Consider the following 13,982-nt stretch of genomic DNA (forward strand, 5'->3'; position numbering starts at 1 on the left):
CCCCCCCCCCCCCCCCCCCCCCCCCCCCCCCCCCCCCCCCCCCCCCCCCCCCCCCCCCCCCCCCCCCCCCCCCCCCCCCCCCCCCCCCCCCACCGCCGCACCCCCTGCCAGGATGAACGCATGTCCCGACTCGTCCGCTCCCTCTTCAGGTCAGTGACGTACACGCGCTGGCTGCACCTGTGCGTACCGCTCCTGCTCCTCGCCCTGTGGATGTTCATCAACCCGCGGTGCCCGTGGATGCCCCTGCTGATCGTCATACCGTTCGGGTTCGTTCCGTGGGTACGGCTGGCGGAGGGTCTCCAGGCGCGCTTCCTGCTGACCCCGCAGGAGCGCGAGACCGAGGAGAGCGGCATCAGCACGGCCCCCGCCGTCCGCTGGGCGGACCGCTGGCGGACCGTGCTCTGGCTGGAGATACGGCTGATCGTCTCCGGCGCGGCCATGTTCGCCACCGTATGGCTGCCGGTCATGACCGTCCAACTCGTCGCGACCGCTCTCGGGCACCCTCTCGACGACGACCCGGCCGTGCCGTTCACCCCGGCGCCCTGGGCCGCGGCCCTCCTCGCACCGCTTCCGCTGGTCGTACTGATCGTGGTGGTCGTCGTCCTCGGCGAGCTGATCACCGTGATCGCGAAGCGGCTGCTGGGGCCGTCCGCGGCCGAGCGGCTGACGGCACTGGAAGCACGCACGGAACAACTGCTGGAGCGGACCCGCATCGCGCGCGAGCTGCACGACTCCATCGGGCACGCACTGACGGTGGCGGTGGTCCAGGCGGGCGCGGCACGCGCGGCCGGCGACCCGGAGTTCACCGACCGCGCCCTCAGCGCGATCGAGGAGACGGGCCGGGCCGCTCTGGAGGACCTGGAGCGGGTACTGACGGTCCTGCGCGAGTCGGGACGGCCGCCCTCGCAGCGGCCGACGCTGGCGGAGGCGGACCGGCTGCTGGAGTCCGCGCGGGCCTCGGGAGCGGCGGTGGACGCCCGGTTGAGCGGCCCGCTGGAGAAGTTGCCCGGACCGGTCACCCGTGAGGGCTACCGGATCCTGCAGGAAGCGCTCACCAACGTGCTCCGGCACTGCGGTCCCGTTCCCGTCCGGGTCCGGGTGGAGATGGCCGCGGACCGGCTGGAACTGGAGGTCACCAACCCGCTGCCGGAACGCCCGACGGTCATGCCCGGGAGCGGGAGCGGGCTGCGCGGCATGCGCGAGCGGGCCGCGCTGCTCGGCGGAGAGACCGAAACCGGCCCCCACGGGGGCGGTTGGAGAGTGCGCGCCCGGCTTCCGCTGGAGCGAATACGCTGACCGGATGCCGGTTACCGTACTGCTCGTCGACGACGAACCCCTGGTGCGCGCGGGTCTGCGCGCCGTCCTGGAGGCCCAGCCCGACATCGAGGTGGTGGGCGAGGCCGCCGACGGTGCGTCCGTCATCCCCCTGGTCCGTCAACTGCGGCCGGACGTGGTGGCGATGGACGTGCGGATGCCCCTGCTCGACGGGATCGAAGCCACCCGGGCGGTCCTGCGCTCGGTGGACTCGCCGCCGAAGATCCTCGTGGTCACCACCTTCGAGAACGACGAGTACGTGTACCAGGCGCTGCGCGCCGGAGCGGACGGTTTCCTGCTCAAGCGGGCCCGGCCCTCGGAGATCGTCCACGCGGTGCGGCTGGTGGCGGAGGGCGAGACGCTGCTCTTCCCCTCGGCCGTCCGTGCCCTGGCCGCCGAGTACGGCAATCAGCAGGCGCGCGCGGTGCTCAAGCGGGCCGCGCTCACCGACCGTGAGGAGGCGGTGCTGCGGCTGATGGCGCGCGGCCTGACCAATGTGGAGATCGCGGGGGAACTGATCGTCGGCACGGAGACGGTGAAGTCACACGTCAGCGCGATTCTGGGGAAGCTGGGGGCGCGTGACCGCACCCAGGCGGTGATCACCGCGTACGAGTCGGGGTTCGTCTCCCCGGCCTGAGGAGAGGGGTGATCCGGCTGATGGGGGGACTGGTCCTCGCAGCGGCGCCGGGGGCGCAGTACGATCCGGCTGACAGGGCCGCTAGCTGGGAGGACACACGTTGGGGCAGCTGACCGGCGGGGATCCCTCTCTGCTCCGGCGGATCAATTCGGCCGTGGTGCTCCGGGCACTGCGTGCGGCCCGATCGCCGACCCTCACCGACCTCACCCGGGTCACCGGGCTCTCCCGGCCGACCGTCGAGGGGGTCGTGGAGGGGCTGATGGGCACCGGGCTCGTCGTCGAGGCCGAGGCCGAGGAAGGCGCACGCCGCCAGGGACGGCCCGCGAGAAGGTTCCGCTTCCGTGCCGAGGCCGGGCATCTGCTGGGCATAGAGATCGGCTCGCACCGGGTCGCGGTGCTGCTGTCCGGACTGGACGGCCGGGTGATCGGCGCCGGGACGAAGGAGGTCGCCGAGACCGCTTCGGCCGACGAGCGCCTGGAGCGGGTCAGGGCTGCGGTGGCCGACCTGCTGCGCCGGGCCGGCGTGCCGCGGGACTCCCTGCGGGCGGTCGGCGTGGGCAGCCCCGGGATCGTGGAGGCGGACGGCACCGTCCGCCTCGGTACGGCACTGCCCGGCTGGACGGGACTGCCGCTCGGGGACCGGCTGCGGCGCTCGTTCCGCTGCCCGGTCCAGGTGGAGAACGACGCCAACGCGGCGGCGGTCGCCGAGCATTGGAAGGGCGCGGCGCGGGACACGGACGACATCGTGTTCGTGATGGCCGGACTGAGCCCCGGTGCGGGCTCGCTGATCGGCGGCAGGCTGCACCGCGGGTTCGGCGGTGCGGCGGGCGAGATCGGTGCGCTGCACCTGCTGGGCCGCGAGGTCACCCCGGAGCGGCTGCTGTCCACGACGGGCGAACCCCTGCACCCACTGGACGAGCCGGCGGTCGCGGAGGTGTTCGCCATGGCCAAGCGGGGTGACGAGCGGGCGGTGGCCGCGGTGGAGCGGTTCATCCAGCGCCTGGTGCACGACGTGGCGGCGCTGGTGCTGGCGATGGATCCGGAGCTGGTGGTGGTCGGCGGCTGGGCGGCCGGCCTGGACGGGGTGCTGGAACCGCTCCGTCGAGAACTGGAGCGGTACTGCCTGCGGCCCCCGCGGGTGGCGCTGTCGCTGCTCGGCGAAGCGGCGGTGGCGACGGGGGCGTTGCGGCTGGCGCTGGACCACGTGGAGGAAGAGCTCTTCGCGGTGGAGAAGACGGTCACCGCCCGCCGGTGACCACTCCTCCCCCGTGGACCGCCGCGCGCCCACTGCCGTGGCGACGGGCCGGGGCTCCCCCGCCCGACCCCGCCCGACCCGGCGGGGCGACGGCGCCCGGCCCCGTGCGGGACGGCCCGGAGGTCCGCGGCCCGGAGGCGGGCCCGGACCGGAACCGTCCCGAGGGGCCCGATCCCGGTCCGGCGCAGCAGAACAGCGGCCCGGACACCGTCGGCACCGGCGCTGGAGGTCAGCCCGCCCGGGGCCTCGCCCCTCAGCCGCACCGTCGGCCGCGAGCTGGGGCGCACCCAGGGGGTCGGCCCGGCCGCCCGTCGGCGGCCAGGCCCCGGCCGCATGAGCCGACGGAGCGATCGTCGATTCCGGTGGACGGCTGAAGCGCGCTGGTGGGTCGGTCCCCCGGACGTCCCGCTCCGGCACCGACGGCGACCCGCAGGCCATGGCCGTCAACCTCGCCCGCCTCGAAGCCGCCGCCTGGCCCGTCTTCGCCGCCGGCCACCTCCCGGTGATCGGGGAATGGATCGCCCTGCCCGTCCTGCACTCGGCCGGCGCGGGCCCCACCGGCCCCCTCGCCGACCAGGTGCTCTACCCGACCGCCGACCGCCTCCTCACCCACTGCGACGCCGTGCTGCGCCTGCCCGGCGACTCCTCCGGAGCCGACCAGGACGTCGCCACCGCCCGCCGCCGCGGCCTGCCCGTCCACCACGACGTGGCCGAGATCCCCCGCCGCACCCCGCAGGAGACCGCGTGACAAGCCGCCCCGGCATCGACACCCCCGACCACCGCGGCCGCACCGGCCTCGACCGGGCCGGACGCGGCCTGGCCCGTAACGCCGACGTGGTGGTCCGCGACGTCGAGCTCACCTCTCAGGGCTGGCACGTCCTGCGCCGCACCACCTTCGACCACCACCTTCGACCACCGCCGTCGCGACGGACGCTGGGAGACACAGCAGCGCGAGACCTACGACCGCGGCAACGGCGCCGTCGTCCTGCCCTACGACACCGGACGCGGCCGCGTCCTGCTCACCCGCCAGTTCCGCTACCCGGCCCACGTCAACGACCACCCCGACGGCATGCTCGTCGAAGCGGCCGCGGGCCTGCTCGACGCGGACGACCCGCCGACCGCCATCCGGCGCGAGAGCGCCGAGGAACTCGGCGTCGTGCTCGGCCCGCTCACCCATGTCCTCGACGCCTGCATGAGCCCCGGATCCGTCACCGAACGCCTGCACTTCTTCGCCGCCCCCTACACCCCGGCCGACCGGACCGGGACCGGCGGCGGACTCGAGGAGGACGGCGAAGACATCGAGGTCCTCGAACTGCCCTTCGCGCAGGCCCTCGCCATGACCCGTGACGGCCGCATCGCCGACGGCAAGACCATCCTGCTCCTGCAATGGGCAGCCCTGGACGGCCCCTTCACCCCCACCGCCGCGGGCCGTGCGGGCGGCTGGTGGCCCACGCATCCCGAATGAGGTCATGCGCGCGGAGGGTGTCTGCCGGGGTGCTGTTAGCCTGACTGGCATGATCATGAGGAGTTTCGGTCAGCGGATTTCCGGCTTGCTGTCGCCCAGCGGTCCGCAACGCGCCCTGATCCTCGCGAGCTTCGTCAGCCGGGTGGGCAACGGGCTGTTCAACACCGCCTCGGTGCTCTACTTCACGCTGGTGGTGCACCTGCCCGCCGCACGGGTCGGTGTCGGCCTCACGATCGCCGGGCTGGTCGGGCTGCTGGCCGGAGTCCCGGCCGGGAACCTGGCCGACCGGTACGGGCCGCGCACGGTCTGGCTGGCGTCCCTCGCGATGCAGACCGCGACGATGGCCGCGTTCGTCTTCATCCACGACTGGGTCACGTTCACGCTCATCGCCACCCTGGACCGGCTGGCGGCAACGGCGGGCGGCGCCGCGGGCGGTGCGCTCATCGCCCGTGCGGGCGGTGAACGCCCGGCCGCCTTCAGGGCGAAACTCCGCACGTTCGTCAACCTCGGCGTGGTCCTGGGCACCCTCGGTGCCGCCGTCGCCGTCTCGGCCGACACCCGCACCGCGTACACCGTGCTCATCCTCGCCAACGCCGCCAGCTTCGCCTGCGCCGGCCTGATGGCCCTGGGCGGGGTACCGAACTACCGGCCCCTGCCCCGGCCCGAGGAACACCATCGCGCGGCCGTCCTGTCCGACCGGCCGTTCGTGTCCTTCACAGCGCTCTACGGCGCGATGGGCCTGCAGTACCAGACCGTCTCCCTGCTGCTGCCGATCTGGCTCTCCGTCCACACCGACGCGCCCCGCTGGACCGTGGCGGCGGTCTACGCGGTCAACAGCGGGGTGTGCGTACTGTTCCAGAGCCGGATCGGCTCCCGGGTGGAAACGCCGCGCCAGGGCGGCCGGGCGTTCCGCCTCGCGGGGCTCTTCTTCTTGGTCAGCTGCCCCTTGATGGCCCTGACCGCGGACGTTCCGGTCTGGATCGCGCCGGGCCTCGCCGTCCTCGCCGTCGCCGTCCACAGTCTCGGAGAGGTGTGGGAGTCCTCGGGCGGCCTCGCGATCGCCTTCGGCATCGCCCCCGATCACGCCCAGGGCCAGTACCAGGGTTTCTTCGGCGTCGGTTTCAACGCGGGGCAGGCCCTGGCTCCGGTGGTGCTCACGACGGCGGTACTCGGACTCGGACACGCGGGCTGGCTGCTGCTCGGCGTGTTCTTCGCGGCTCTGGGCGCGGCGGGGCCGCCGGTGGCCGCGTGGGCGGAGCGCACCCGCCGCTCGAACGCGGAAACGGACTGCGCGACGCACGACCGGCCCGACGGGGCCCCGGTTACCGACCCCGTCTAGGCTCCGGGGCTCCGAAGGAAGGCCCGGCTAGGAGGCCGCTCGGGTTTCGGTGATCTCCACGCCCGAGTCGCCGAAGGTCAGGCGGCAGGTGTCGGCGCGGTACGTGGCCACGGAGACGGCGGCGGTGCCCTCCGTCGTGAAGTAGCGGGTGGTCACGAGCAGCACGGGGGCGCCGGGCAGCCGGTCCAATTCCTTGGCGTCGTCGGCGCGGGCGGAGCCCAGTTCGACCGAGCGGTCCTGCCCGTCGAGGGCGAGCCGCTGGAGTTCCCGCAGGACGGCGCGCGCCCGCGCGGGTCCGGCGGGGGCGTCGATGGCGGAGAGGCCGGGCACGGACGCGGCGGGCACGTACAGCAGCTCGGCGGCGACGGCCTGGCCCTGGGTGACCCGGGTCCGGCGCACGGTGTGCACGGGCTGGTCGGGGGCGGTGCCGAGGAGCTTCAGGACGGCGGCGGCGGGGACGGTCTCGGAGGCGTCCACGGCCTCCCAGCCGTCGGCGTCCTCGCCGGGCCAGTCGTGCTGCGTGCTGCCGACGGCGACGCCGACCCGCGGCGGGGCCACGGTGGTGCCGACTCCGCGGCGGCGCTGCAGGCGGCCTTCGAGTTCGAGCTGCTCCAGGGCCTGACGCAGGGTGGCGCGGGCGACGCCGAAACGCGCGGCGAGTTCACGCTCGTTCGGCAGGACCTCGCCGACCGCGAAGTCCTGGTCCAGCGCGTCGCTGAGCACGGTCTTCAGATGCCAGTACTTCGGCTCCGGTACCGATTCGAGCTGCGTGGTCCCCACCCTGACTCCTCCTGCAATCGCCGCTGTCGCCGCGTTCGAGCGGCAGTTCCGCACCGCAGTTCCGTGCCCTTGTTTATTAAAGGTTCCTGCACTATCCCTGCGACGATAGGACGGCGCACCCCCTTGGTCAAGACCAATGCTCGCCGCTTTGCCGGGCAGATCGGGCATATGTAGCAAGCCGTTCACAGGATGTTCTCGCTGCCCTCCAGCGGCCCACCCGCCCTTCATCCCGACGTCCACCTCGGCCTTCCCCGTCGTCCGGAAGCCTTGTAGGCGGGGGCTACCGAGCGGTAATCATGGGCACAGTCGTTACTGACGGCCTGTCTCACACGCGTCCACCCGACGAGGAGCAGCATGACCGCCACGGTCTCGTTCACGATCGATTCGCCGCTCGGCCCCCGCCCCGCCACCGTCGCCTACGAACGCAAGGGCGCGGGCGAACCGCTCCTCCTGCTGCACGGCATCGGCCACCACTTCCAGGCGTGGCACCCGGTGAGCCACGTCCTGTCCGCCGACCACGACGTGATCGCCGTCGACCTGCCCGGCTTCGGCGCCTCCGCCCCGCTGCCGCCGGGGGTGCCCTACGACCTCGCCACCGTCGCCCCGGCCCTCGGCGCGCTCTGCGCCGCCCTCGGCGTCGAGCGCCCGCACGTCGCGGGGAACTCCCTCGGCGGGCTGCTCGCGCTGGAGATGGGGCGCAGCGGCCTCGTCCGCTCGGTCACCGCGCTCTCGCCGGCCGGGTTCTGGTCGGAGGGCGAGCGCCGGTACGCCTTCACGGCCCTGCGCGCCATGCGCGTCGGCGCGCGGTCGCTGCCCCGCCCCGTCCTGGAGCGGCTGTCGCGCAGCGCCCCGGGCCGGGCCGCGCTCACCGGCACCATCTACGCCCGCCCGGGCCGCCGTTCCCCCGGGGCCGTGGTCGCCGAGACCCTCGCCCTGCGGGACGCCACCGGCTTCGAGGAGACGCTGGCCGCGGGAGCCTCCGTGCGGTTCGCGGACGACGTGCCGGGCATCCCCGTCACGATCGGCTGGGGGGCCCGCGACCGGCTGCTCCTGCCCCGGCAGGGCGTGCGCGCCAAGCACACCGTCCCCGGGGCGCGGCTGGTACGGCTGACGGGCTGCGGCCACGTGCCGATGAACGACGACCCGGCGCTGGTGGCGCGCGTGATCCTCGACACCGCACGGGCCGCGGCCCCGACCGCCGTCCGGCCATGAGCGGCTGACGGCTGTTCATCCGCGGTTCGCGTGGGCGACGCGGCCGGTCCGGTGTGCGGCGGCACACTGGTCCGGCCCGCCCCCCGCCGCCCCCTGGAGACGACCCCGATGGCACCGATGCCGCACACCCGACGCTCCCTGCTCGGCGGTTCGCTCGCCGTCCCGCTGGGTCTCGCCCTGTCCACGGCGTTCGCCGCACCCGCCCTCGCCGCCTCGGCCGGGGCCCCCGCCTTCGTCCGCTCCGGCCGGCCGGCGGCGCTCTGGGGGGCCCAGTCCGGGGAGATCACCTCCTACTCCGCCACCGTCTGGACGCGGTCCGACCGGCCCGCGCGGATGTACGTGGAGACCTCCCCGAGCGAGTCGTTCCGCTACGGGGTGCGGCGCCACGGCGGCCCGTTCCTCGGCCCGGCCACCGACTTCACCGGTACGGCCACCCTGCGCGATCTGCCGCCCGGGCGGCAGATCCACTACCGGGTCGTGCTGACCGACCCGGACGACCCGCGCCGCTCAAGCGAGCCGGTGCGCGGCACGTTCCGCACCACGCCCGTCTCCCGCCGCGGTGACGTGCGCTTCCTGTGGTCCGGCGACCTGGCGGGCCAGGGCTGGGGCATCAACCCCGAACTCGGCGGCTACCGCGTCTTCGAGGAGATGCGGCTGCGCGACCCCGACTTCTTCCTCTTCAGCGGCGACACGATCTACGCCGACGGACCGATCCAGGCCGCCGTGCCGCTGCCCGACGGACGCATCTGGCACAACGTCACGACCGAGGAGAAGGCGAAGGTCGCCGAGACCCTCACCGAGTTCCGCGGGAACTTCCGCTACAACCTGCTCGACCGCAATCTGCGCGACTTCTACGCCCAGGTACCCGTCCTGGCCCAGTGGGACGACCACGAGGTGCGCAACAACTGGTACCCGGGCCAGCTGATCGACGATCCCCGCTACACCGTCAGGGACGTCGACACCCTCGCCGGCCGGGCCCGTCAGGCCTTCGGCGAGTACTTCCCGGTCACCGACCTGCGGGGCGGGCGCGCCGAGGGGCGGATGTACCGGGTGATGCGGCACGGCCCGCTGCTGGACGTGTTCGTGCTGGACATGCGCACGTACCGGGACGCCAACTCCCCCGACCGCCGGACCGACGACCCGGTCGGCATCCTGGGCGCCGAACAACTCGCCTGGCTCAAGCGGGAGCTCTCCCGCTCCCGTGCCACCTGGAAGGTCATCGCCGCCGACATGCCGCTGGGCATCGTCGTCCCCGACGGGGCGGTGAACTTCGAGGCGGTCGCCCAGGGCGACCCGGGGGCTCCGCTCGGGCGCGAGCTCCAGATCGCGGACCTCCTGCGCCACATCAAGCACCAGCACATCACGGGCACCCTCTGGCTCACCGCAGACGTCCACTACACGGCCGCCAACCACTACGCACCCGAGCGCGCGGCCTTCTCCGACTTCGCGCCGTTCTGGGAGTTCGTGTCCGGCCCCATCGGCGCGGGCGGCTTCCCGGCAGGACGGCTCGACGCCACCTTCGGCCCGCGTACGGCCTACGTCCAGTCGGCTCCGGTGGCCAACATGTCCCCGGCCGAGAACCCCCCGTACTACGGTGAGGTGGAGATCGACGGCGGCAGCGGGGAGCTCACGGTCCGGTTGCGCCGCCAAGGGGGCGGCGTGCTCTTCACCCAAGTTCTCCAGCCGGGTCGTGTCGGACAGGAGTGACCGCGGTACGGCGGGCCCCATCGGAAATCCGCCTGAAAACTGGAAGAAACCGGCCAGATCGACACTTAACCAGTCGGTCACAGATCGTTCGTGATCACGCAACACCCCTGAGCCACAGTGGTGTGCATGACTGACCGTACCCCCGCCTCCGCAGCCCCGCGTCCGCACCGCCACCACTGGCGCCGTGACCTCGTCGAACTCGCCGCCCTCTTCTGCGCCGTGGCGGTCGCCGACGGCATCGCGAACCTCGTCGCCCACGGCCCCGGCGGCCCCGTCCTGCTGGTGGCCTCGGCCGTCGCGCTCCTGGTCACGGCGGCCTTCCACACCTGGTGGGCCCGTCGGCACAGCCATGCGCCGCCCCCGGCCGACACCGCGCCCTCCGGCCCGGCGCCGCGCGCTGCGGCCGGGCCGTCGGCCACCGGCGCCGGCACCTCCCTGTGGCGGATGCGGACGACCGTGCGCGACGAGCCCGGCAGCCTGGCGGCGCTGTGCACCGCGCTCGCCGGGAAGGGCGTCGACATCCTGAACCTGCAGACCCACCCCCTCCCCGAGGGCGGCACGGTGGACGAGTTCCTGCTGCGCGCCCCGCAGGACCTGGCCTCCGGCGACCTCACCCGCTCCGTCGCGCGGGCCGGCGGCCACAGCACCTGGATCGAACGCGCCGACGCCCACGACCTGGTGGACACCCCCACCCGGGTACTCGGCCTGGCCACCCGCACCGCCCTGGACGCCGCCGAACTCCCGCTCGCGCTGCGCCACCTGCTCGGCCGCTGCACCATCCACTCGATCCCGGCGACCACCCTCTCCGGCCGCCCCAACGCGGGCGCCGACGCCCCCGTCGAAGGGGTTCTGGAGGCGACCGTGATGCGGCTGCGCGACCCGTCGGGCGGCGCGATCACCGTCGAGCGGCCCTACCTGCCCTTCACCCCGACCGAGTTCGCCCGTGCCCGGGCCCTCGTCGAGCTCGACGCCCGCCTCGGCCCCCGCGTCCCGCGCAGCCAGGACGTCCTGACGCTGCCCGAGGGCAACGAGATCACCGTGCGCCGCGCCGACGGCGACGACCTCGCGGCCGCCCGCGCGATGCACGACCGCTGCACCGAGCGCACGCTCGGCCTGCGCTACCACGGCCCGGTCTCCGACGCGGACCGCTACCTGGGCCACCTGCTCAGCCCCCGTTTCGGCCGCACCCTCGCCGCCACCACCGCCTCGGGCAAGCTCGTCGCCCTCGGCCACCTGCTGTGGGACGGTGACGAGACCGAGGTGGCGCTGCTCATCGAGGACGACTGGCAGCGCCGCGGCATCGGCTCCGAACTCCTGCGCCGGCTGCTGGCGATGGCCGTCGAGGCCGGCTGCGACAGCGTCTACGCGGTGACCCAGGCCGCCAACACCGGGATGGTCGCCGCCATGCGCGGCCTCGGCCTCCCCCTCGACTACCAGATCGAGGAGGGCACCCTGGTGATCACCGCCCGGCTGGACGCGACCCCCGTCCCCACGCGGCTGCCCTACGAACTCCCGCGCGCGCAGGCCCCGTACGAGGCGCCGCCCCGGCACCGGCGCTGATCCTGCGGGCCCGGACGGACACCGGCCGGGCCCGCAGCCGTCCTGGGGCCGCGCTCGACCCGGGATCGGGCGGCGCTGGGGCGCGGACCCGGCGGGAGCCGGCGGGACCCGGCCGCCACCCCCGGCGTCCCGCCGCACGTCGGCTCGCGCCACCGGCCCGAAGTGGGCCCGCGCGTACGGTGGTCCGGATCTCCCGGAGGGCCACCCCGCCCCGTCGGGGGCGGCCCCGACAGGAGGCTGGGCGACTACGGTGATGACGTAGGGGGCTCCCTCGTACGAAGATGGCCGCATGTCAGAGACCCTCCACAGCGACAGCGCAGCCCGTCTGCCCCGTCAGGTCGCCGACGCCTACGTCGACGACCTCATCGCCATCGACCCGATCACGGGCACCTACCTCGGTGTCGCCGCCAGCTCCGGCAGGCTGCCGGACTACTCCCCCGCCGGCCGCGCCGCCGCCGCCGAGCTGTCGCGCACCACCCTCGCCCGGCTGGACGCCGCCGAGCGGCTGCCCGGCGCCGACACGGACGTCGAGCGGCGCTGCGCCCGCCTGCTGCGCGAGCGGCTGAACGCCGAACTCGCGGTCCACGAGGCCGACGAGGACCTGCGCGCCGTCAGCAACATCCACTCCCCCGCGCACTCGGTCCGCGAGATCTTCACCGTGACCCCGGCGGACACCGAAGAGGACTGGGCCGCCATCGCCGAGCGGCTGCGCGCCGTGCCGGCGAGCTACGCCGGCTACCGCGAGAGCCTCGCCCTCGGCCTGGAGCGCGGGCTGTACGGCAGCCCGCGCCCCACGGCCACCTTCGTCGAGCAGCTCACCACCTGGGCCGGCGAGGGCGCGGACGGGACCGGGGACTTCTTCGGCACGTTCGCCGCCGCCGGACCGGAGTCCCTGCGCGCGGAGCTGGACGAGGCCGCCGCCGCCGCGACCGCGGCCGTCGCCGAACTGCGCGACTGGATGCGCGACATGTACGCCCCGGCCGTCGCGGACGCCCCCGACCCGGTGGGCCGCGAGCGCTACGCCCGCTGGTCGCGCTACTTCAACGGCACCGACCTGGACCTGGACGAGGCGTACGCCTACGGCTGGTCGGAGTACCACCGGCTGCTCGCGGAGATGAAGGAGGAGGCCGCCAAGATCCTGCCCGGCGAGCCGAACCCGTGGGACGCGCTGCGGCACCTGGACGAGCACGGCACCCACATCGACGGCGTCGACGAGGTCCGCGCCTGGCTGCAGGGTCTGATGGACGAGGCGATCGAGAACCTCGACGGCACCCACTTCGAACTCGCCGAGCGGGTCAAGCGCGTCGAGTCGATGATCGCCCCGGCGGGCGGCGCGGCGGCGCCGTACTACACCAACCCGTCGGAGGACTTCTCCCGTCCGGGCCGCACCTGGCTGCCGACCATGGGGCAGACCCGCTTCCCCGTGTACGACCTGGTCTCCACCTGGTACCACGAGGGCGTGCCGGGCCACCACCTGCAGCTCGCGCAGTGGACCCACGTGGCCGACCAGCTGTCGCGCTACCAGGCGAGCGTGGGCCTGGTCAGCGCGAACGCCGAGGGCTGGGCGCTGTACGCGGAGCGCCTGATGGACGAGCTGGGCTACCTCAAGGACGCCGAGCAGCGCCTGGGCTACCTGGACTGCCAGATGATGCGCGCCGCGCGGGTGATCGTGGACATCGGCATGCACCTGGGGCTGGACATCCCGGCGGACTCCCCGTTCCACCCGGGCGAGCGGTGGACGGTCGGGCTGGCGCAGGAGTTCTTCGGCCTGCACAGCGGCCGGCCGGCGGAGTTCATCGAGAGCGAGCTGACCCGCTACCTGTCGATGCCCGGACAGGCGATCGGCTACAAGCTGGGCGAGCGCGCCTGGCTGCTGGGCCGGGACAACGCCCGTGCCGCGCACGGGGAGTCCTTCGACCTCAAGGCGTGGCACATGGCCGCGCTGTCGCAGGGCTCGCTGGGCCTGGACGACCTGGTGGACGAGCTCTCGAAGCTCTGACCCCGCGGGCCGCGCACGGCGACGGGCCGCCCGTTCCCCCGGGGGATCGGGCGGCCCGTCGCCGTGCGGACGGCCGTGTCCGCGCCGCGGTTCAGCAGCCGCAGTCGTCCGAGTCGGTGGGGGCGGTCAGCGGGTCGGCCCCGGCGCGCCGCTCGGTGCCCTGCCAGGTCTCGACCTCGAAGCCCTCGCGGATCCAGTACTCGATGCCACCGAGCATCTCCTTGACCTGGAAGCCCAGTTCGGCCAGGGCCAGGGCGGAACGGGTGCCGCCGTTGCACCCGGGGCCCCAGCAGTACGTCACCACGGGCAGGTTCCGGTCGAGGAGCCGCTCGGCCTGCTCCGGGATCAGGGCGGTGGGCAGGTGGATCGCACCGGGCACGTGGGCCTGGTCCCAGGAGGGGGTGGAGCGCGAGTCGACCAGCTGGAAGCCCAGCTCGGCGCCCTGTTCGCGGTGGGCCTTGAAGGCGGTGGCGACGTCGGACACGTCCGCGTGGAAGGCCAGGCTCGCGGCGAAGTACGCGGCGGCGGCCGCCGGGCTCGCCGCGGGGACCCGGAGCACGGGGTTGACCGTGGCGGGGGAGGTGGCGGGGGCGGTGGCCGTGTCGGTGAGCTGCGCGTTCGTCGGCATGGCTGAAAATCTACGAACTGTCGATCAAGCCGGGAAGTGGATTTCCCCGGCCTTTCCCTTGTTCTCCCGGGGATTCCACTGCTAGA

11 protein-coding genes and 1 pseudogene are annotated in these 13,982 nt (G+C 74.0%); 10 read left to right on the forward strand and 2 right to left on the reverse strand.

Annotated features, from left to right (window positions below; all coding sequences use genetic code 11):
- Positions 1–120 precede the first annotated feature (120 nt).
- The 6 genes and pseudogenes from ACZ5D2_RS26060 to ACZ5D2_RS26085 all read left to right on the forward strand — a co-directional run bounded on the left by ACZ5D2_RS26060 (position 121) and on the right by ACZ5D2_RS26085 (position 6,010).
- Positions 121–1,296, forward strand: a complete 1,176-nt coding sequence (locus ACZ5D2_RS26060; protein WP_468932509.1) for a sensor histidine kinase — start codon at positions 121–123, stop codon at positions 1,294–1,296.
- A 4-nt stretch (positions 1,297–1,300) separates the two neighbouring features.
- Positions 1,301–1,951 (forward strand): response regulator transcription factor, encoded by a 651-nt coding sequence (locus ACZ5D2_RS26065; RefSeq protein ID WP_285540297.1) that lies wholly within the window; start codon positions 1,301–1,303, stop codon positions 1,949–1,951.
- 100 nt (positions 1,952–2,051) lie between these two features.
- Positions 2,052–3,206, forward strand: coding sequence for an ROK family transcriptional regulator (locus ACZ5D2_RS26070; protein ID WP_371679818.1), 1,155 nt, complete (start codon positions 2,052–2,054; stop codon positions 3,204–3,206).
- Between the two features lie 436 nt (positions 3,207–3,642).
- Positions 3,643–3,954 carry a DUF4406 domain-containing protein gene (locus ACZ5D2_RS26075; RefSeq protein WP_468932512.1) on the forward strand — a complete coding sequence of 104 codons (312 nt, stop codon included), beginning with the start codon at positions 3,643–3,645 and terminating at the stop codon, positions 3,952–3,954.
- Positions 3,951–4,671, forward strand: a pseudogene (locus ACZ5D2_RS26080) (NUDIX domain-containing protein). Before ACZ5D2_RS26075 ends, ACZ5D2_RS26080 begins: the two are co-directional and overlap by 4 nt.
- Before the next feature lie 49 nt (positions 4,672–4,720).
- The gene (locus ACZ5D2_RS26085) at positions 4,721–6,010 is read left to right on the forward strand and encodes an MFS transporter (protein ID WP_371679816.1); all 1,290 of its coding nucleotides are present in this window, start codon (positions 4,721–4,723) and stop codon (positions 6,008–6,010) included.
- A gap of 27 nt (positions 6,011–6,037) precedes the next feature.
- On the opposite strand, the gene ACZ5D2_RS26090 is transcribed toward ACZ5D2_RS26085, so the two are convergent.
- On the reverse strand, positions 6,038–6,790 hold the full coding sequence (locus tag ACZ5D2_RS26090; RefSeq protein ID WP_371679814.1) for a GntR family transcriptional regulator: 753 nt from the start codon (positions 6,788–6,790) through the stop codon (positions 6,038–6,040).
- A 354-nt stretch (positions 6,791–7,144) separates the two neighbouring features.
- Between ACZ5D2_RS26090 and ACZ5D2_RS26095 the strand changes: the two genes are divergently transcribed.
- The 4 genes from ACZ5D2_RS26095 (at position 7,145) to ACZ5D2_RS26110 (ending at position 13,268) form a co-directional block, all read left to right on the forward strand.
- The gene (locus ACZ5D2_RS26095; RefSeq protein ID WP_468932516.1) at positions 7,145–8,002 is read left to right on the forward strand and encodes an alpha/beta fold hydrolase; all 858 of its coding nucleotides are present in this window, start codon (positions 7,145–7,147) and stop codon (positions 8,000–8,002) included.
- A gap of 117 nt (positions 8,003–8,119) precedes the next feature.
- Positions 8,120–9,709, forward strand: a complete 1,590-nt coding sequence (locus tag ACZ5D2_RS26100) for an alkaline phosphatase D family protein (protein ID WP_468932518.1) — start codon at positions 8,120–8,122, stop codon at positions 9,707–9,709.
- A 126-nt stretch (positions 9,710–9,835) separates the two neighbouring features.
- Positions 9,836–11,269, forward strand: a complete 1,434-nt coding sequence (locus ACZ5D2_RS26105; protein ID WP_371679811.1) for a GNAT family N-acetyltransferase — start codon at positions 9,836–9,838, stop codon at positions 11,267–11,269.
- Between the two features lie 289 nt (positions 11,270–11,558).
- Positions 11,559–13,268: a DUF885 domain-containing protein gene (locus tag ACZ5D2_RS26110; protein WP_468932521.1), complete on the forward strand. Its 1,710-nt coding sequence runs from the start codon at positions 11,559–11,561 to the stop codon at positions 13,266–13,268.
- A gap of 91 nt (positions 13,269–13,359) precedes the next feature.
- Here ACZ5D2_RS26110 and ACZ5D2_RS26115 read toward each other — a convergent pair whose 3' ends face one another.
- Positions 13,360–13,896, reverse strand: coding sequence for a rhodanese-like domain-containing protein (locus ACZ5D2_RS26115; RefSeq protein WP_468932524.1), 537 nt, complete (start codon positions 13,894–13,896; stop codon positions 13,360–13,362).
- Positions 13,897–13,982: the final 86 nt, after the last annotated feature.

The sequence above is a fragment of the Streptomyces sp. NPDC031479 genome (assembly GCF_055581065.1).